The organism is Sphingobacterium sp. UBA1897 (assembly GCF_002337775.1).
Lineage (GTDB): Bacteria > Bacteroidota > Bacteroidia > Sphingobacteriales > Sphingobacteriaceae > Sphingobacterium > Sphingobacterium siyangense.
This window is the reverse complement of sequence record NZ_DDGR01000004.1, coordinates 27,000-46,968: the sequence shown is the minus strand read 5'-3', so window position 1 is coordinate 46,968 and position 19,969 is coordinate 27,000. Positions and strand designations below refer to the sequence as shown.

Sequence of the window (19,969 nt, the reverse complement as noted above, 5' to 3'; positions counted from 1 at the left end):
AATTATTAATGGCAAAAAAAACAATTGCGACCGAACAGTCGCTTACAAAAAAAGTTTGGAGTTTAGCCACCATCCTTTCTTCACAAGGTGTTGGATTCACAGATTATATTACACAGTTAACCTACCTTTTATTTCTGAAAATGGACAACGAGAATGTTGAAATTTTTGGAGAAGATTCTGCCATTCCGGACGGTTATCGCTGGAATGATTTAACGAAGCTTGACGGACTTGATTTAATTGATCAGTACGAAAAAACGCTTAAAATATTAAGTCAGGAAGACAATCTGATAGGAACAATTTACACAAAAGCTCAAAATAAAATAGATAAACCGGTATATCTCAAAAAAGTTATAACGCTTATTAATGAAGAAAACTGGCTTTCAATGGATGGCGACGTTAAAGGTGCTATCTATGAAAGTATTCTTGAGAAAAACGGTCAAGACAAGAAAAGTGGAGCGGGACAATATTTTACCCCAAGACCATTAATCAATACAATGGTTGAGGTTACGCATCCTCAAATTGGAGAAACAGTCTGTGACCCTGCCTGTGGTACAGGAGGATTCCTACTTGCAGCGTACGATTACATGAAAGAGCAATCTCAAGATAAGGATAAACGTGTATTCCTGCGAGATAAAGCATTACACGGAAATGACAATACGCCTCTTGTGGTTACTTTGGCTTCGATGAACTTATATCTTCATGGAATTGGTACAGAACGTAGCCCAATAGAATGTTGCGATTCATTAGAAAAGGAACCCGATACATTGGTTGATGTTGTACTTGCAAATCCACCCTTCGGAAATCGTCCTGCCGGTTCTACAAATATTGCAGACATGCGTACTGATTTATATGTTTCTACAAGCAATAATCAGTTGAATTTTATGCAACAAATCATGTTGATGCTTAAGAATGGAGGAAGAGCAGCTGTTGTACTACCAGATAACGTATTATTTGAAGGAGGTGCGGGTGAAACAATTCGTAAAAAATTACTTACAGAATTTAATCTGCATACCATTCTTCGTTTACCTACAGGTATTTTTTATGCAAATGGAGTGAAAGCAAATGTTCTGTTCTTTTCAAAAGGAAATAAAACTAACGAAACCTGGTATTATGACTATCGTACTAATGTTAAACACACATTAGCCACCAATCCGATGCGTCGTCAGCATTTGGATGATTTTGCAAAATGCTACAATTCTGATAATATCGATAATAGAACAGAGACTTATTCTGAAGAAAATCCTTCAGGTCGTTGGAGAAAATATACTTCAAAGGAATTGTTGGGCAGGGATAAAACCAGCCTTGATATAACGTGGATAAAAACCGGCGAAGACACGGTTGATATGTCTCTTAGTGAACTAATGACACATATTGAAGAGAAAAGTTTTAATATAGCAAAAGCGGTAGCTTCCTTAAAGGAAATTATCGGTAAAGTTGAGGAATAATGGATACGAAAAAATTAAGGCAAAAAATCCTCGATTTAGCCATACGTGGAAAGTTAATTCCTCAAGACCCAAATGATGAACCAGCATCTGTACTTATTGAAAAAATACGTGTAGAAAAAGAACAGTTAATCAAAGAAAAAAAGATTAAACGAGATAAGAACGAATCATACATTTACCGTTCTGATAAATCATATTACGAGAAGTTCGCCGACGGAACCACAAAATGCATTGACGAAGAGATCCCTTTTGGGATACCGGAGAGTTGGGAGTGGTGTCGTGGTTATACTTGTTTTCTACCAATGGTTAGTACTAAACCTACTAGTGAATTTTTTAGATATATTGATATTGAATCTGTAGACAATAAAAAACATTGTATAACTTCTCCTAAGGTTATTCGGTCAAATGAAGCTCCAAGTAGAGCGTCTCGGAAGTTATCTTCAGGAGACACTCTATTTTCGATGGTTCGTCCTTATTTAGAAAATATTGCATTTATAGATGATTCTTATGCTGATTGTATTGCATCTACGGGATTTTATGTTTGTAAACCGAATGAGTTCTTATTTTCTGAATATAGCTTTCGTTTGATGACATCCTTATATGTTATAAAAGGATTAAATCAATATATGAAAGGAGACAACTCACCCTCTATAAATAACGACAATATTCTATCGTGGCTTTATCCTATTCCTCCTTTTTCAGAACAACAAAAAATAGTTTCGTCAATCAAAAAATACAATAGCTTGATAAATGAGCTAGAGGCAAATAAAGCAGATTTAGAAGAATTTGTAGCACAAACCAAATCCAAAATTCTAGACCTTGCCATACGAGGAAAACTTGTTCCGCAAGATCCAAGCGATGAGCCAGCTTCTGTTTTGCTGGAACGTATAAAAACAGAACACTCTGTTAGTAAGAAAACGACAAAAAAAACAAGTGATAACTCACATTATCCCTTTGATATTCCAGAAAGTTGGGAATGGTGTAGTCTTGATCAGATTTCACAACATATTTCTGCTGGCGGTGATAAACCTGTAAATTACTCTGTTTCTAAGACTTCGAAATATTCTATTCCGATATATTCTAATGGAAAAGATAAAGATGGTCTATATGGATATACTGACAATGCAACTATAAATAAACCAAGTATTACCATTTCCGCACGCGGGACTATCGGATTTTCATGCATTCGTTTTGAGCCATTTTGTCCAATTGTTCGATTGATTTCAATAACACCAAATATACTGATAATCGATATAATTTATTTGCACTACACGTTAATGTCACTTATTCCACAAGGAGAAGGTTCAAGCATTCCTCAATTAACAATTCCTAATATCAAGCCAAAAGAAATACCGATACCACCAATATTAGAGCAAAAACGAATCGTCAAAAAAATTGAAGACATTTTTGCTTCACTTGATGAAATAGTAAATTCAATTATAGCGTAGGCATTCGCCTACGCTATAATTTTTACTGATTACCAATTCACAATTTCATCAACAATTGCCTGCTGCTCACTTGCAGTGCGTCGAAGGTAAATCCGGGTAGTCTCTATACTTTCATGTCCCATTAAATCGGCTAATAATGCAATGTCATTGAACCTATCTAAAAAATTCTTGGCAAATCGGTGGCGGAAAGAATGTGGATATACAACGTGAAGATTTAAGCCATATTTAGAAGCAAAATGCTTCAACTGTTGAGAAATTCCACGTGATGTAATTCTTTCTCCAAAACGATTGAGGAATATATAACCTGATCTTATGTCTTTTGTCTCAAGCCACTTAATTGCTTCCGAACGTAGATTTTTCGGAATATATAAACGCCTGATTTTCCCTCCTTTTGTATACATATCCAGATATCCGACATGTACATGCTCTGCTTTTATCTGCAATAATTCACTAACACGAGCTCCAGTTGCAGTTAAAAACCAAATAACAAAATACCATTCAACGTGTCCATCGGCTTTTAATTTCGTTTTGAAAAACTTGTAATCGGCATCACTTATAACATTTTCAAGAAAATTCTTTTGTTGTACTTTAACAAACTTTAGCTTTAACCTATCCTTTTTAACAAATTCAAGGTATTTGTTTATCGCCTGTAATCGTAGATTCACCGTTTGTGGTTTAAAATGTTCTATTAAAAACCCTTTGTAAGCCAATAAATTTTCCTTGTTTATTTCCTTGTAGTTCGTAAGGAAATGATTTGCAGTCCAGACATAGGACGTAATTGTGTTTTCAGCCAAATCATTTTTGCTGAGTGATTTTTTAAATTCTGTTACCATTAATCTAATAATTTTAAAATTTATGACAACAAATTTATCTTGGCTATCTCACATTATGAGAACTTGCCTCAAGGTTGGGCTAAATGTACTTTGGAAAATGTTGGTTCATGGTCAGCTGGATCAACCCCAAGTCGTTCTAATAAAATGTATTATGAAAACGGAACAGTTAATTGGTTGAAAACGGGGGACCTGAATGATGGCTATATTGATTACATTCCTGAAAAAATAACCGACTTAGCTCTTAAAGAATGTTCTGTTAGATTAAATCCGAAGGATAGCGTGTTGATTGCGATGTATGGAGGGACTATAGGTAAAATAGGGATTTTAAATATTCCTGCTACAACTAATCAAGCCTGCTGTGCCTGTATTACATACCCAGGTATATATAACAAATTTCTTTTTTATTTACTGATGAGCAAAAAGAGAATTCTGCAAATGAAAGGTGAAGGCGGTGCTCAACCGAATATTTCAAAAGACAAAATTATTAATTTTCCAATTTTATTACCACCAAGTCTAGAACAAAAGCGTATTGTTCAGACTATCGAAAACTTATTTCAACAATTAGACAACATAATATCAGGGTTATAACTCTGATAACATGTTGTCTAGTATCTTAAAAAGTTGATCAATGACAGAAACTATTTTATTTTGTTCTTTCAAAGAACATACAGGAACACAGGTGCTACGAATATTTTCTAAATGTAAATTTGGAACTCCAATACCTTTAAGATTTGCTCTGAATTGTCCCTGGACAAACGATGAGGACATTATATAGCGTAAATAGTATGGACTGATTTCATTTTCAAAAGGACGAAGTAGTGCCAAACTAACATATATATCAAAAACACAATCGCTATCAACAACTGCTGAAAAGCCAGTCGTTCCATTTTTAGCAAGTAAAATATCCCCTTTTTGAGGAGCTAATCGTGCATATAATTGATTGTGTAGAAATTCTGGAATATACATAACATTTTCCCAATCAATCTTACCTGAAGTTACATTTTTTGATGATAGGAAAATATATCCCTCGTCAGAATATGTAGGTGTTTGATGTGTACCATCAGTGATGATAGAACAAATATCTATCAATCTACACCACTCCCAGCTTTCAGGTATCTCAAACGGCAAGTTCTCATAATGTGAGTTATCACTTGTTTTAGATACTTTCTTTTTGCTATTAGGATACTCCGATTTTATGCGTTCCAGCAAAACAGAAGCTGGTTCATCGCTTGGATTTTGTGGAACGAGTTTGCCTTGTATAGCAAGATCAAGAATTTTGGATTTGGTATCTTGAATATAATCTGAAAGATCTTTTTGGCTATTGTTAATGTTGTGAATAATATCAGTAAGTTCTAATGCTTGTTTTCCTATTAAAAGCTGTTCTTCGTATGGAGGTATGGGAATAAGTAAACTCTTTAATGAGGTACCATTTACATTAGGTTGTCCAACTCCAACCGATTTGTCCGTAACTTGCCCCCAATAAAATCCACTCTCAAAATAGAATTTAATATACTGAGAGTTAAACATCTCAAATAATCGAACTCTTATTAAGTAGGAAGCATAAATTACATTATTATTTACTTCATTTACTAAATATGACTTACCAACAGTTGCTCCAGTACGTGCAAATAATATATCATGTTGTTCAAGTAAATATTCCGATACTTTCTCTTTTGGAAGTGTTGTAAACGGTACATTTTCCCAATCGACAGAATTATTTTGTATATCGGTAATCCTTAATAGTCTGTAATCGCCTTCTGTTTGTGCAGATTTACTAACCCCATACAAAACATTTTTTGCAATACTTCCTAACCTACACCACTCCCAACTCTCCGGTATCCCAAAAGGGATCTCTTCGTCAATGCATTTTGTGGTTCCGTCGGCGAACTTCTCGTAATATGATTTATGGAGTGTAGTTGTTTCATCTACTATTATAAAAGTTTCGGTGTTTAATTATAACTTGAATCTATGGAAATGCGTGAAATGATATTAATCGAATATAATAATGTAATTTTTTCAGAGTCTGCCGCTTCCCTATTTCAACATGAACAACTAACGGTATATAAAACCGGGACTTTTAAGCCACTCTTTTCCATACTTATTGATCTGATCGGCATATTGAATCAGTGAACCACAGCCAGCTTTATTAATTTTTTTTTCACAGACCTTTATCCCCTTAAATATCATAAAGCAGAAAAGCATCCATGCAGTCGATCTTGAGGTATTTTTGTCCAACAGTTTCAGTTTTGTCATTTGTTCAAGTTTATTGCCCTCCAGTGTTCCCGAATTAGTCAGGAAGAGAAAAGTACGGATCGGCCACTTGTCCCTTTGGAGTGATATGACAAATTATCCCACCTTGTTAGCATCGAGATAATATTCCAGCAATACATAATCCTTTTTTATAATGATTTTAGCTATATTTTCCCGTATGACATACCCAATATAGGCCTGAACAATTCCCCGCAAAAAAACTGCCCGCTCTTCGAAACATTCTAGTGCATGCTGCTGGGAGTATATTGTCTGGGGGATATCATCTTCGACTGGCTTATCTGACGGAGATCCGGTCAAACTCATCTACTTTGGTCGCTGAGGGCACTCCCATGCGGACAACGGTTCTCTTCTTTCCCTCAACATCCTGCAGAGCTGTGGAATGGGATAACCTGTGTATATGGATTTCATTTGTCCCGCCGAACTGTTCAACTGCCATCCGGTCAAAACTGAACCGCACCTTACCTAATATAATAATTATATAGCTGCAGGTCATTGAGGCTCATTATATGGATGATTCTCGTTCCCTGCTCATCGAGAATTTGGTAAAAGTAAAATAGGGCGTGAATACTTCTCTTAACCTGCCCCCCCTTTTATCCTCTGCCACCGACTGTATACTGGATATAATGAATGAGTACTAATGCATCAGTCTGAAAACGGGCATAAGAAATCTTCTCTCTCAATAAGGTCTCGATATATTGGGCTTTAGTTTATTCTTTGTTAAAGATCACAAATCTTTATCACAATAGTGTATAATTGAGAAACATTTGCCGCATTTTTTGCGCACTTTTTAGAGTCATTTTTCAAGTAGGACATCATATGTTAAGGTTTAAACCAAGTAATTATTGTGTCTTAATCTATCATAATTTTTACTGTTATAAATTTTCAGTTGTCTTGTTTGGGTTCTGCAACCATCATTTTAAATAGTAACTATTTCCGCTTAGTTTGTTTAACAATATTATCCATTATTAAGCGAGCTTTCATATATTCTTTCAGTTACTCCTTACTTTCTTATCTCTTTTTAATAAAGTTGTTATTGAATAACACTTTGTGTATATCTGCTAGTTGCGTATTCGATTGTGAAAGCATTTGTGATATATTGTTTAGTTGGTTCGTTAATTGTTCAATTTGATTTTGTAGTTCGATTAATTATTTATGGTTTTCCATGAGATTGATTGTCTATATTTTAAATAGTAAAGTTGTGAAATTTAATCACTCGCCGTTCTGCGAGTTGAGCGAAGGTCGCTGAAAAGAAATGCGCTAGCATGATTCAGCAATATATACGGAGACTGTCGGCGGTATTTTTGATTGTGCTGGATCGAGCGTCAGCCATTAAAAAATAGTGATAACATCTTAGCCTGAGCGATTTGCAGGCGAGCCATACACTAAAAGCGGTTGGGTTTTGAATGTGCACGTAATGCTTGTTCAAAAGACAATGGAGTTTTCATGAAGTAGAGGGATTAATAAGGCATCAAGTAAGACAAACTGCGTAACATTAATAAAGAATTGGGATGCGATCCGATTTCGTTTTTAACTTGGTTTGGCATATCTTTATGCTAGTGATTCCGTAACGGAATGCCATATAACCAAATTTAGTTTTCCATGAATAAAAATAGATACAAAGAAGAAGATTTTAGTGGATTTGTCCAAGAGCTTATAGATGGGCAACATTTTAATGATAACAAAGAAAGTGGTATTGCTCAACTTGTAATTGATAAGGGCTTTGATTCATTATCAGAAAAGCAGAAATATGTCTTCGAAAAGGCAATTAGTCATTACGTTTATGAAGAATGCGAAAGATGTGGTAACGATATACCTTGGTCAGAAATGTATTTTACAGATGAAAACGGAGGTTTCTGTGGGTGGTGTTATAAGATGACTGACAAAGACGATTAACACTTTTATCAAACTTTATGGAAGTAAATTAAAAATTAGCATATCAAAGGTTGAATTTATTACATCCCCTTCTTTTATTTGTTTCCATTACTTTTAGAGAATTAATATCAACATGACAAAACTTAATATACTTCATGAAACTCCGGAAAATCTTGATAAATATATCAGCAGATATTATAACACTGGCGAAATATATTATCTTTCAATGCAGGAGATTGGCAGGAAATTTATATGTTCTTATTTGGGGCTAAATGAGGACGAGATATTCGAACGTCTACGGGATGCCTATATTGAAAATACTGGTATTTCAAATTTAGAAGTATCTGATAACGAGCGAATGTTTTTTAAAAATATAACCAAAAGCTTTATTTTTATAGAGAAAGACCCGTCGAAAATTGTTATAGAACACCTTCAAAATGCCTCAGCCCATCTTAAAGAAATCGACGAAAGGATTAGCGATATCGAAAAAGAGCTTATCAAAATAAAAACCAGTAATATCACTTCGGAAATACAAGAAAAGCCTCCTGTTCTAACATATTTCCTCAGTCTAAACAAACACGCAAGAGAGCAGATTGTAGAGTTTTTGAAAGAAGGTATTTATAGTTATAGCCTAGCCGATGCTGGTACTTTTTCAAATATGAAATTTTCGTTTCGTTACCCCTACCCTTATGCAGTTAAGCCAGAATCCTACCAAGTAAAATATCCGACATTAATTTCTAATAAATTTGGAGATCTTGTAACTAAAAAATATAGAGAGCTTCAAAAGCTATTTCAAAAAAACTCTGTGGCCTTTAACGAGTTCCTATCTGATTACATTGCAGATCAGAATGTAGTTGAACAACTTCAAATGGAATGCGTTAATAATCATTTTTTCAGGTCTCGATCTGGAATAATCTTGGAAGCTATCAGGGCATACGAAGATGGTCGATCGGCGCTATTTTCCAGTATCGCTATGACCATAATTGAAGGTGTTTTCCATGATATATGCATTGCATTAGGGAATTTGGAAAACGACGTGTTGACTCTAGGCTTTCAAGCCAAGATCAACATCATGAATGAAAAACTTGACTATCATTTCGATTATAAATATTATGCTTTTAAATTTAGGTTGCTCAGGAACAAAGTTGCCCATGGATTAATGAACAGCACTGAGGCAAGTGAGATTTCAGGATTAGCCTTACTGGATATATGGGACGCAGCCAAAATTAGCAGATCGATGGAAATTCCGACGAATCAGAAATTATTCTTTATGCATCAAGTAGCAAAAGAAGGGACTAATGGAGATTTCAAATATCTTGCGGCTCTTGTTTTTTGTCAAAAAATTTCGGTACCAGCAGATTCATATTCAGATTCCGATATCAAAAATATACATAAATTACTTCTCAGCAATGAATATTGGGCATATATAGATTTGAAGATTGGCGAGACACCAGAGAGTAAGTCGTATGCCAATGCCCTGTTGAAGGCAATGTATGCTAATAATAATGAGTATTCCTGCTTAGACTTAAAGAATAAATGTAAAGAGCGCTTTAAAAACACCTTTAAAGATTTGCCAAAATTCGAACCGTCAAAATTTATCGGGTCCTTAATCAGGTATACACCGAGGGACTGATTTGATTGAACGAAACCATTTTACTTAAATATACAACGCTTAATATAGTTTAAGTGTAATAGCCACTACTTGATCTGACAGTTGGATATACTTGAGCAAGCTGACCCCTCAAAATTGAATTAGAATTAGGGATGCGTAGTGCGTTTAAAGCTGTTATTCAACTGCCATACTGGCTGATGTTGACCCCCTAATTCATTTTTCAGTTCATTGCGCTGGAGCATGCTGACCCCTTAGCAAGTAGTTTTTGTTACTTAGTGATCAAACAATTCGGATCACTGATGGCTGGAAAACCAAAACGAATGAGTCAGATAAAGCAATTAATCAGATTGTACCAGGGCGGTAGCGGAATAAAAACAATCGCCCGCATCCTTGGTATGAGCAAGAATACGGTGAAGTCCTATCTTAAAAAGATAGCTGACGGCGGTTTCAATACGGAAGAACTTCTTAAACAGGAGGATCCCCTGTTGGAAAAGTCGTTCCACGCAGGCAATCCCGCTTACAAGGCGGACAAGTTTGAGTACCTAAAAAGCCGTCTTGACTATTATGAAAAAGAACTTAAACGTACCGGAGTTACCAAACTGCTGCTGTGGCAGGAATATATAGAAAGTGATCCCACGGGTTATAGCTATCCACAGTTCAACTATCATTTAAGGCAACAGCTTATCTCGCGCAAGGGCAGCATGGTGATTGAACATACCGCCGGCGATAAACTATATATTGACTTTTCCGGAAAAAAGCTCCATTATATTGACAGGTCCACCGGGGAGCTGGTCGCCTGTGAGGTATTTGTGGCCTGCCTGCCCTTTTCAGACTATGCATTTGCCATCGTGGTACCATCCCAGCAGACCCCCGACTTTTTTTATGCACTGAGCAGCTGCCTGGAGTCCCTTGGCGGTGTGCCCAAGGCCATTGTCCCCGACAATCTCAAAGCAGCGGTCATCAAGGCCGATAAATATGAGCCGGTCCTGAACCAGTCCATGGAAGACTTTGCCAATCACTACGGCACAGCTGTGGTTCCAGCGCGTGCAGGTCGTCCAAAAGATTATGTATGTATTTTTGATATGTATGTTTTTTATTTTAAATGTTTGATGGTAAGTGTTTTATCTGCAATAAAGTTTACATAATATCCTGACCTTGCATTATGCAATTCCGCATAAGATAATTTTTATCCAATGAACAATCGTTATTCCTCCTTCGGGGAGTTATCAGATTCCGCATCCGATTATCTCAGAGATATCGGCAGAAGCAAACAGACGATATCCATCTACAGGTGGATATGGAGCCGGATCAGGGCATACATGGTGTCGAATAATATCAGCAACTGTACTTCCGGGACAGTAACCGCGTACTTAAGTGAGACCTATGGCAGCAAATCAGTTTCAGAGCTCACCCACCATCAGAAACATTGTTACCGTTGCGCGCTATGTCTTGCCCAGTTTGCCGAAACTGGTAAGATGGTCGAAGTCATAAATAGGCGGGAGCCGATAGTATTGACAGGGGAATTTGGGAACCTCATCGAACAGTATGTTGAACAAAAGAAATCGATGAGGTTAAGTGAAAAGACACTGCGAAGCTATTGCTATTACCTTTATCGCTTCCAGATTTATCTCCATGCACAGGGTATCAGCTCGCCTCAAGCCCTGACCCCACTAACCATCATAAATTACGTATCCTTACTGTTGCCGGATACAGCTGGAGCGAAACATCTGGCTTTATCCATCATCCGAAGCTTCCTTGCTTTTCTAACAGGGATTGGTAGAACTGTAAAAGACCTGTCCTTATTGATACCCAGGGACAATTATAAGAAGCAAGCTAAACTTCCATCTGTTTATACCAAACAGGAGGTGATGGTCATCCTTGATTCCATGGACAGGAGTACGACCACCGGAAAAAGAGATTACGCACTGATTATGCTGGCCGTACGGCTGGGCTTAAGGGCTTCGGACATCAGTGGCCTAGAGTTCGGTCATATCCTATGGCAACAGAATATCATTTGCTTCAGTCAAAAGAAAACCGGGGAAACGATCAAGCTCCCACTTACAGTTGATGTTGGGGAAGCACTTATTGACTATATCCGTTATGGCCGTCCATCTTCCCAATCTGCTTTCGTTTTCCTTGAGCGCCTATTTCCTCACGGCCCGATCGATGCCAAGCGTGTTTCCGGCGCCGCGGATCGCGCCATCCGTCAATCTGGGGTGGAAATTGGGAGAAGAAAACACGGATCGCATGCCTTACGACATACTATGGCCAGCATGTTACTAGAAAATCAGGTATCATTGCCCGTCATATCCAGTATTCTTGGACATTCCAGTATCCAGACATCCATGTGTTATCTCCGGATAGATATAGAGGGTTTGAGGCAGTGTACCCTGGATGTCCCCGGAGTCCAGGATACTTTCTATACCCAGAAAGGAGGTGCCTTTTATGAATAGCGGATATGTGAAACGAGGAGTACTGGCACCACTGATCCGAGATTTCCTTGCTATGCGCAGCAACCTCGGCTATAGATCAAAAGGGCCAAAATACAGTCTGTTCGCATTCGACAGGTTCACCATGGCCAAGGGACTGCATGATGTCACCATCACGCAGGAACTGGCGACCGAATGGTGCAACCGGCGACCAAACGAGGCGGCAGATACATGGAGCCATCGGAACTGTTTCCTCCGGCAGTTTGCAGTCTACTTATCTAACCTGGGGTACGAAACTTATATACCACAGGCGATGAAGGTACCGAGACAGGATACATTTATCCCATATATCTTTTCAGATGATGAGATCAAAGCTATTTACATTGCGTGTGATACGCTGGTACTTTACGACAGGCATACCAGAACCAGTATCATGATGCTCCCTGCATTGATCCGACTGCTTGCTTCAACGGGAATAAGGATTGGTGAGGCAGTAAACCTAGCAATAAATGATGTCAATCTGGAACAGAATTACCTGACGCTTCGAAACACCAAGAATGGAACAGACCGCCTGGTTCCGATATCTGATTCACTTGCCGGAGTATGTAAGCAATATCTGAGATACAGGAAACTATTGCCTGCAACAAGTGAATACTTTTTTGTGAAGCTCAATGGCCTGGCGTGTCCCGCCAAAGGAATTGCGTTATGGTGGGCCAAAATCCTCAAGACAGCTTGCATAAGACGCCGTGGGCTAACCATAGGGCCTCGTATCCACGATCTACGTCACACTTTCTGTGTCAGATCATTGGCTCATTCGTTGTCAGAGGGACGGGATCTTTATTATATCCTGCCAATCTTGTCAACCTATATGGGACATATGTCTCTAGCTTCAACAGATCGGTATGTTCGTATGACCTCCGAGATGTATCCTGAATTATTAGGAAAAACTGATAGCATCTGTAGCTATATATTCTCTGAACTCAATTATCGGTAACAGTCATGAAACAGACAGCTTTTGCAAAATATCTGACCCAGTTCCTCGTTACGTACCTTGTAGATGAGCGAGGTTGCTCCAGGCACACGGTCAGTGCATATCGGGACACGATCAGCCTTCTACTTACCTTCATGCGGGATGTTCATGGCATCAAAGCCGATCGTCTGGACTTTAGGGATATCACCAGGGAACGGATACTCGAATTCCTTGATTGGCTGGAAAAAGAAAGACATTGTAGTGTCTCCACACGCAATGCCAGACTGGCAGCACTCCATTCCTTCTTCCGGTTCCTTACTTACAGATATCCCGATCACATGGAGCATTGGCAATCAATACTCTCTCTGAGAATAAAAAAATGTGCTGCTGCAGAGGTGGTTTATCTGACCGCAGAGGGGATGAAGCTCTTGCTTGCCCAGCCCGACACAACAAAAAAGAAAGGAAGGCGTGATCAGATGCTTTTATCCCTGATGTTCGAATGTGCGGGAAGAGTACAGGAAATTATAGATCTGGTGCCAGCCAGGTTCAACTTCGGTAAGCCCACGCTACTTACGCTTAAAGGAAAGGGCAACAAAACACGTATAGTACCCCTAACCGAGAAATTATCTATCATGTTAAAAAAGTATATGCAGGAATACGGACTGTTACGGGATCAAGCTACAGACTATCCATTGTTCGCAAATGGACGGGGAGATAAATTGTCACGGATGGGCATAACGGCAATTATGCGCAAGTACTCTATTAAGGCAAGGACAGTGGATGCATCGCTTATTCCGACAGGAATAAGTCCGCACTCCCTGCGTCATTCCAAAGCAATGCTCCTTCAAAAAAGTGAAGTGAACATTGTTGCCATAAGAGACTTCCTTGGCCACGCATCGGTAACGACTACTGAAATATATGCCCGGATAGACAATAGGCAAAAATGGGACGCGCTCGAAAAAACCAGTTTGTTGCCGGTATCAACAGAACTACCGGAATGGCAAACCAACCACGGATTGCTTGATTGGTTGGAAAGTCTCGGAAGGTAATCGTAAATTATGTAAACTATCCAAATAGTATACCGCTCAAAATGAAAAGGTTACTTTGGATAGTTTACATATCAAAAATACATACATAATCCCGTTTATGTGTATTTATACATAAAAAAGACAAATCATTGGTAGAAAATCAGGTAAAAATGATCTATACCCGTGTTTTTGCACCACTGAGAAACAGGCAGTTCTTTGATATCCATACGCTCAATGAAGCTATAAAGGTCTGTATGCTAAAGCACAACCAGACCCGGATGCAGCAAAAGCCATACTGCCGGGAAGAGCGGTTCTTAAGTTCCGAAAAATCAACATTGGGCGAACTTCCCAAAGAACGCTTCGAGCTGAAGAGCTATGCTGAACTCAAAGTTGGGGATAACGGACATATCTATCTGCAGCGCAATAAACACTATTACAGCGTACCCTTCGCTTATATCGGAACAAAGGTAAAGATCATTTACACACGCAATATGCTCTGGATCTATTGTCGGGGCAAACAGATTGCCGGGCACATACGCAGTTACAGGGAAAATGCATACACCACTCTGGCGACACATCTAAAGTCCGAACATCAGGCGTATAAGAACCGCTCGCATGAAACGTACCTGACAAGGGCAAAAGCACACTCTGCGGAGTTCGCCAAACTTCTGGAGATACTCTTTGAGCGGGCGCATTATCCCGAGCAGTTATTCCGTACCTGTGACGGACTGTTCAGGCTAAAACGGGACTTCCCAGCAGAAGAGTTTGACAAAGCATGTAGTTACGTACTAAAAAATAAACTATATACCTACTACTACTTTAGGAATGTACTTGAAAACGGAACAGCAAACAATCAGGAAGAAACTTCCGTAAAAAGCTCCCTGCCGGAGCATGCAAATATCAGGGGAAGAGCGTATTATGCAGGCAGCCAGCCGACACTGTTTGATCAGTCAAACGATGGCCCCGCAATACAGTGATGAATAGAATAAAATAAACAAATAATAAAATAAGATGAATATTGAAACACAGATGAGAGCGTTACGCTTACATGGTATGGAGCGTAACTGGAAAGCATTGAATGAAACCCGTCGCAGTACAGAACTCACCCTTTCCGAAGGACTGTCCCTATTGCTGCAGGCAGAATCAGATGAAAGGGATGAAAAAAGGTTTGAGCGACTTAAACAGAATGCAGGCTTCCGCTATCAGGCTTCGATAGAGGAGATAAACATGGTCGCTACCAGAGGTTTGGACAAGGGATTGATCACTACGCTGGCTACCGGCGAGTACATCAAAAAAGGAGATCCGATACTCATCAGCGGTGCTACGGGCTGTGGGAAGAGCTTCCTCTCTTCAGCATTGGGCCATCATGCTTGTGCGCAGGGGTATAAAGTCCTGTACTTTAACCTGCAAAAACTACTTCTAAAGACTAAAATGGCCCGCCTTGAAGGCACACTGCATAAGCTGATGGACAGGATATCAAAAACAGACCTGCTTATTGTGGATGACTTTGGCCTGGTAAATCTGGACCAGCAGCAAAGGCTGGATCTGATGGAAATAATTGAAGATAGACACGCTAAGGCATCAACAATAATTGCCAGTCAGTTACCTGTGGCCAGTTGGTATGATGTAATCGGTGAAGATACAATTGCAGATGCAATACTTGATAGACTGATCCATGGATCTTACAGAATCGAACTTAAAGGCTATGACAACAATATGGATATGTAAAGTCCATTATCAGATCTCTTCTCAAAATTCATTTATAGCCAATTATTAATACGACTACACATAATTGCTTTCCATAACGTTAGTGTTGCATATTACAATATATCAACATAAATAGTAAAAGTTATGGAAATTCAAAATCTTATTGAACGTACTAACCAACTTTTAAAAGAGGCCAGATATTCAGGCAGTCGTATCTACACCTATAATTGGTTGTGGAAGAAAGGCATCCTTGTTTATATGCACTCAAGAGGCTTGGTTGACTACGACGAAAACGTCGGCAACGAATATATGCTGACGTGCCGTGATGGTTTCAACGTTACATTCCATCATCGCGACCTTATTAAAAGTATTGAAGTGTTGACCCATGTTTTGTTGGATAGCAATCTGGGAGGGAGAAGACAGCATGTGGTACAACATCCCTTACGGGGTGACATCGGCGCCGCCGCTATTCAGTATCTTGAATACTTGAAATCCCTGGGCTTAAATGAGAAGAAGACACTTCAGCGTTACAGAAAAACAATGAGCAACTTTATAGAATATCTACTCGAACTGGGAATAGACAATCGTTCGGGAATAACCGAAGAAGCTATAGTGAGGTATGTTGAGAGTCGCGAATATCAACAGAAGGAGTATATTGATACTACGCGCCGCTTTCTATTATTTCTCTTCCGCGAAAATATAATTGCAAAGGACTATTCCTATATGCTAAAATCACTTGGTAAAAAAATCAAGCGTGTAAAGGCCCCTTCGTTCTATGCTCCAGATGAAGTACAGAAGATAGAGACATCGATTTCCCGTTCAAGCAATATTGGAAAACGCAACTATGCTATGCTATTATTATGCTCCCGTCTAGGGCTGCGCGTCTCGGATATAGCCAATTTGAGTTTTAGCGACATAAATTGGGAAACCAATAAAATAACGCTTGTGCAATATAAGACCGGAAATCCATTGACACTTCCACTTTTACCTATAGTTGGTAATGCCATTATCGACTATGTTCGGTATGCACGCCCAAAATCCATGTCAGACAAAGTGTTTTTAAGTTGTCGTCCTCCATATGGGGCACTTAATGGAGGAGCGGTTCATGGAGCCATCTTAATTGTTTTTAAGTCTTCTGGAATCGAATTCGGGAACAGGCATCATGGAGGGCATGCATTGAGATTCAGTCTGGCGCAAAGAATGCTGGACAAATCCACGCCAATCTCAATTATATCGGAAACACTGGGTCACTCCGAAGCAGATACAACAAGAACCTATGTCCGGATAGACCTGTCACATATGCTGGGATGCGTACTAGATGTTCCGGAATCCAGCGATTGCTTTTATACGCAGAGAGGAGGGTGGTTCTATGACTGATCCATTTGACTATCGGGGAGTATTGGCTCCTTATATGAAAGCCCTGATCCGGATCAAAGAATCCTGTGGGTCCACCGTGCTATCAACCAAATGGACTTACAAAGAGTTTGACGAGTTCACCATAATATATGGTTTATCAAATCCAGTTATCACGAAAGATCTGATAGGTGCCTGGGCAAAGTCCAGGGAAAATGATTGTAGTAGAACATTCTATGGAAAATGCTCCCGTCTGGCCCAACTGGCGAAATACATGAATGAGCACGGGGTTAAATCATATATCATGCCTTTGCCAAAATGTACGAACGATCGTGGTTTTGTACCCTATATCTTCACTGAAGAGCAGATGCTGGCCATATTCCGGGAATCTGACGGGCTTCAGCGAGGAAGCCATCGAAAAGATGATCCAATTATATCCCTACCCTGTCTTTTTCGACTTTTATATAGTACAGGCCTAAGAATCACAGAAGCAACCTCGCTGCGAAACAAGGATGTGGATCCCGACAGGAATGTATTAAGGGTTGGCACTTGGGGCAATACTAAAAATGGAGAAGAACGCCTGGTTCCCATATGCAGCTCTTTAAAGGAGGCCCTTCTGAAATATTTACATTACAGGAGCATGCTCCCCGTAAAAGGCGTTACTGATAGCGAACGTCCATTCTTCATTAAATTGAATGGTACAGCCGTGTCTTCCGCCAACGCATACAACTGGTTCAAAAAGGTATATACGAAATGTGGAATTGCATATAAAGGTGAATGCTTTGGTCCTCGGGTGCATGATATAAGACACACCATGGCAACGCATTCTCTTGCAAAAATGATAAGAAAAGGGCTTGATGTGTATACTGCCCTTCCATTACTGGCTGCTTGTCTGGGACACAAGTCTCTTACATCCACCGAAGAATATGTGAGACTCACCTGCAACGAATATCCCGAACTATTGGAAATGTGTATTTCCCTCAATGAATTTATATATCCCCAAAAAGATGGCAACGAATAACATAGCAAAATATATCACAGGTTTCCTTGGTGTGTATCTTCCGCACGAGCGAAACGTCAGCCCCAATACCATATCCGCGTACCGCGATGGTTTTGTCTCCTTTTTTTCCTTCTTGAGGGATGAGAAACAGATAAAGATTGAAAATGCGATTTTGTCAGATATTAATAGGGATAATGTGGTTGAATATCTACGATGGCTGATTGAGCGGCAGGGAAACAGTATTGCGACGCGCAATAATAGATTGGCAGCGATACATTCCTTTGTAGCATATCTTCAGTATGATAGCATCGAATACCTGGATCAGTGGCAAAAAGTCCTGAAGATTGGAAATCTGAAAAAAGCACATCCTACCCCGGTATACTTTACAAAAGAAGGAATAAAGCTTCTACTTGAACAACCGGATAGTGCATCTTATCAAGGGCTGAGACACCTTACGGTCCTTGCTTTGATGTATGATACAGGTTGTCGGGTACAGGAACTGGCTGACCTGACGGTAGAGTCAATGCGAATACAGTATCAGCCATACTCGATCAAGGTATATGGAAAAGGAAGAAAAGTGAGAATAGTACCGCTTTCTGAGCATGTCGTCGTAATACTCAAGAAGTATATGGAAAGGTACAATGTTGACTACGAGATTGATATAAAAAGACCGATCTTTTGTAATAGCGCGGGGAATAAACTCACCAGAGCCGGTATAACCTATATCTTAAAGAAATATGCAGATATGGCCCGTATATACGATTCTAATCTTATTCCCGAGGTTACCAGTTGCCATCAGTTAAGGCATAGTCGCGCAATCCACCTGTTGCAATCTGGTGTAAATCTGGTTTGGATAAGGGATCTTTTGGGGCATACCTCGGTCCAGACCACAGAGATATATGCAAGGGCCGACTCAAAACAGAAAAGAGAGGCTATAGAACAGGCATCGGAATGCCTTACACCTAACCAGGTTACCGGAGAATGGATCGATAACAGTAACTTGATAACTTGGCTGAAAGGGCTGGGTAAGAAATAACGATTATGTAAAGTCCAAATGTAAAGCCGTAACGCAATGCTCTGTGAATCAATGTACCTTTCAATGGACTTTACATATCCATATTGTTGTCATAGCCTTTATTATGGAAAGCTTTCCATAATAAAGGCGAAAGTCTAAGAAAAAAGAAGTAATATTGTCAGGTCATCAGTTGGACTGAAGAAAGCCTTGATAGAGGGGTCAGTATGTCCAGCGGAGGGGTCAACATCGACATTATATCCAGACAGTTGGGTGTTCTTAAAAATTGTCAGATTGCCTATTCGAATATAGTGATGTTTCTTCAAAATCTAAAGATGCGACTTGTTGCTTATTCTCCTGTATTGGATAAGTAACAAGTTGATCTTCTTTTAGTGTCTCCAGCATCTTCTGCTTTGCCAAATGAATTGTATCGTCGAAGGTCTGCATAGGTGTCTTCCCAAAGCAGTACTTTCCAGTGTGGGTACGATCCTGATTATAGTAAGCCATCCAACGATCTAGGTCATTTTGGAGCTCCTGAATGCTACGATATATTTTCTTTCTGAATGCAACTGCATAAAACTCATCTTGAATAGTGCGATGGAAACGTTCACAAATGCCATTTGTTTGAGGGCTTTTTGCTTTGGTTTTCGTGTGATCTATATCTTCGATTGCTAAATAGCACAGCTTTTTCAATATGTTCTTCTACTCGGTTCTTTAACACTGGCTTTCTTCTAGAAAGTTCCTGAAGCGCAAGTTCGCCTCCTTGATCATACAATTCCTTGAATCTATAAAAGCTGTCTCTGGAATAGCCCATTACTTTACAGGCTCTTGATACATTTCCTAAATGTTGGGCAAGTTCTAAAACACCCAGTTTGTTCTTGATGATTTTTTCTTTTGTTGTCATAACTCTAATCTATTTTACAGTTGTTAATTTATTGCAACTGTCAGATTAAGTCTTGACTACTTCAGTTTAAGTAGGGATATCATGTAAA

General features: G+C 39.2%; 19 protein-coding genes and 1 pseudogene. 14 read left to right on the top strand and 6 right to left on the bottom strand.

Translation table 11 applies throughout. From position 1 onward, the window contains the following. The first annotated feature begins 8 nt into the window (after nt 1-8). Both B4N43_RS02950 and B4N43_RS02945 read left to right on the top strand, forming a co-directional pair. On the top strand, nt 9-1,445 hold the full coding sequence (locus tag B4N43_RS02950) for a type I restriction-modification system subunit M (protein ID WP_286732676.1): 1,437 nt from the start codon (nt 9-11) through the stop codon (nt 1,443-1,445). Next, complete coding sequence (locus tag B4N43_RS02945; RefSeq protein WP_286732675.1) at nt 1,445-2,890, top strand: restriction endonuclease subunit S; 1,446 nt, start codon at nt 1,445-1,447, stop codon at nt 2,888-2,890. The genes B4N43_RS02950 and B4N43_RS02945 overlap by 1 nt, the downstream gene beginning before the upstream one ends. Before the next feature lie 29 nt (nt 2,891-2,919). On the opposite strand, the gene B4N43_RS02940 is transcribed toward B4N43_RS02945, so the two are convergent. Then, complete coding sequence (locus tag B4N43_RS02940) at nt 2,920-3,723, bottom strand: tyrosine-type recombinase/integrase (protein ID WP_286732674.1); 804 nt, start codon at nt 3,721-3,723, stop codon at nt 2,920-2,922. Between the two features lie 39 nt (nt 3,724-3,762). Here B4N43_RS02940 and B4N43_RS02935 point away from each other — a divergent pair, with 39 nt between their 5' ends. Further along, nucleotides 3,763-4,311: a restriction endonuclease subunit S gene (locus B4N43_RS02935; RefSeq protein ID WP_286732672.1), complete on the top strand. Its 549-nt coding sequence runs from the start codon at nt 3,763-3,765 to the stop codon at nt 4,309-4,311. On the opposite strand, the gene B4N43_RS02930 is transcribed toward B4N43_RS02935, so the two are convergent. The 4 genes from B4N43_RS02930 to B4N43_RS02915 form a co-directional block, all read right to left on the bottom strand. Beyond that, on the bottom strand, nt 4,306-5,562 hold the full coding sequence (locus B4N43_RS02930) for a restriction endonuclease subunit S (RefSeq protein ID WP_286732889.1): 1,257 nt from the start codon (nt 5,560-5,562) through the stop codon (nt 4,306-4,308). The genes B4N43_RS02935 and B4N43_RS02930 overlap by 6 nt on opposite strands. 213 nt (nt 5,563-5,775) lie before the next feature. Beyond that, on the bottom strand, nt 5,776-5,976 hold the full coding sequence (locus tag B4N43_RS02925; protein WP_286732671.1) for a hypothetical protein: 201 nt from the start codon (nt 5,974-5,976) through the stop codon (nt 5,776-5,778). Between the two features lie 93 nt (nt 5,977-6,069). Next, on the bottom strand, nt 6,070-6,297 hold the full coding sequence (locus B4N43_RS02920) for a hypothetical protein (RefSeq protein ID WP_286732670.1): 228 nt from the start codon (nt 6,295-6,297) through the stop codon (nt 6,070-6,072). After that, complete coding sequence (locus B4N43_RS02915) at nt 6,269-6,487, bottom strand: hypothetical protein (protein WP_286732668.1); 219 nt, start codon at nt 6,485-6,487, stop codon at nt 6,269-6,271. Before B4N43_RS02915 ends, B4N43_RS02920 begins: the two co-directional genes overlap by 29 nt. Nucleotides 6,488-7,593: 1,106 nt before the next feature. On the opposite strand from B4N43_RS02915, the gene B4N43_RS02910 reads away from it, so the two are divergent. From B4N43_RS02910 to B4N43_RS02860, 11 genes are all read left to right on the top strand, one after another. Next, nucleotides 7,594-7,887 carry a hypothetical protein gene (locus B4N43_RS02910; RefSeq protein WP_286732665.1) on the top strand — a complete coding sequence of 98 codons (294 nt, stop codon included), beginning with the start codon at nt 7,594-7,596 and terminating at the stop codon, nt 7,885-7,887. A gap of 112 nt (nt 7,888-7,999) precedes the next feature. Next, nucleotides 8,000-9,499: a hypothetical protein gene (locus B4N43_RS02905; protein ID WP_286732664.1), complete on the top strand. Its 1,500-nt coding sequence runs from the start codon at nt 8,000-8,002 to the stop codon at nt 9,497-9,499. 299 nt (nt 9,500-9,798) lie between these two features. Further along, entirely contained in the window at nt 9,799-10,623 is an 825-nt protein-coding gene (istA, locus tag B4N43_RS02900; RefSeq protein ID WP_286732663.1) for an IS21 family transposase, read from the top strand. Between the two features lie 48 nt (nt 10,624-10,671). Further along, on the top strand, nt 10,672-11,931 hold the full coding sequence (locus tag B4N43_RS02895) for a site-specific integrase (RefSeq protein WP_286732661.1): 1,260 nt from the start codon (nt 10,672-10,674) through the stop codon (nt 11,929-11,931). Continuing rightward, entirely contained in the window at nt 11,924-12,901 is a 978-nt protein-coding gene (locus tag B4N43_RS02890) for a tyrosine-type recombinase/integrase (protein WP_286732659.1), read from the top strand. Before B4N43_RS02895 ends, B4N43_RS02890 begins: the two co-directional genes overlap by 8 nt. 5 nt (nt 12,902-12,906) lie before the next feature. After that, nucleotides 12,907-13,926, top strand: a complete 1,020-nt coding sequence (locus B4N43_RS02885; RefSeq protein WP_286732657.1) for a tyrosine-type recombinase/integrase — start codon at nt 12,907-12,909, stop codon at nt 13,924-13,926. A gap of 128 nt (nt 13,927-14,054) precedes the next feature. After that, nucleotides 14,055-14,882 (top strand): Mu transposase domain-containing protein, encoded by an 828-nt coding sequence (locus tag B4N43_RS02880; RefSeq protein WP_286732655.1) that lies wholly within the window; start codon nt 14,055-14,057, stop codon nt 14,880-14,882. A 34-nt stretch (nt 14,883-14,916) separates the two neighbouring features. Beyond that, complete coding sequence (gene istB, locus B4N43_RS02875; RefSeq protein ID WP_286732652.1) at nt 14,917-15,633, top strand: IS21-like element helper ATPase IstB; 717 nt, start codon at nt 14,917-14,919, stop codon at nt 15,631-15,633. Nucleotides 15,634-15,870: 237 nt separating this feature from the next. Beyond that, nucleotides 15,871-16,989 carry a tyrosine-type recombinase/integrase gene (locus B4N43_RS02870; RefSeq protein ID WP_286732651.1) on the top strand — a complete coding sequence of 373 codons (1,119 nt, stop codon included), beginning with the start codon at nt 15,871-15,873 and terminating at the stop codon, nt 16,987-16,989. Continuing rightward, nucleotides 16,982-17,986: a tyrosine-type recombinase/integrase gene (locus tag B4N43_RS02865; protein ID WP_070568342.1), complete on the top strand. Its 1,005-nt coding sequence runs from the start codon at nt 16,982-16,984 to the stop codon at nt 17,984-17,986. The genes B4N43_RS02870 and B4N43_RS02865 overlap by 8 nt, the downstream gene beginning before the upstream one ends. Then, complete coding sequence (locus B4N43_RS02860; protein ID WP_070568781.1) at nt 17,973-19,001, top strand: tyrosine-type recombinase/integrase; 1,029 nt, start codon at nt 17,973-17,975, stop codon at nt 18,999-19,001. Before B4N43_RS02865 ends, B4N43_RS02860 begins: the two co-directional genes overlap by 14 nt. Nucleotides 19,002-19,256: 255 nt before the next feature. On the opposite strand, the pseudogene B4N43_RS02855 reads toward B4N43_RS02860, so the two are convergent. Beyond that, nucleotides 19,257-19,881, bottom strand: a pseudogene (locus B4N43_RS02855) (helix-turn-helix domain-containing protein). Nucleotides 19,882-19,969 lie beyond the last annotated feature (88 nt).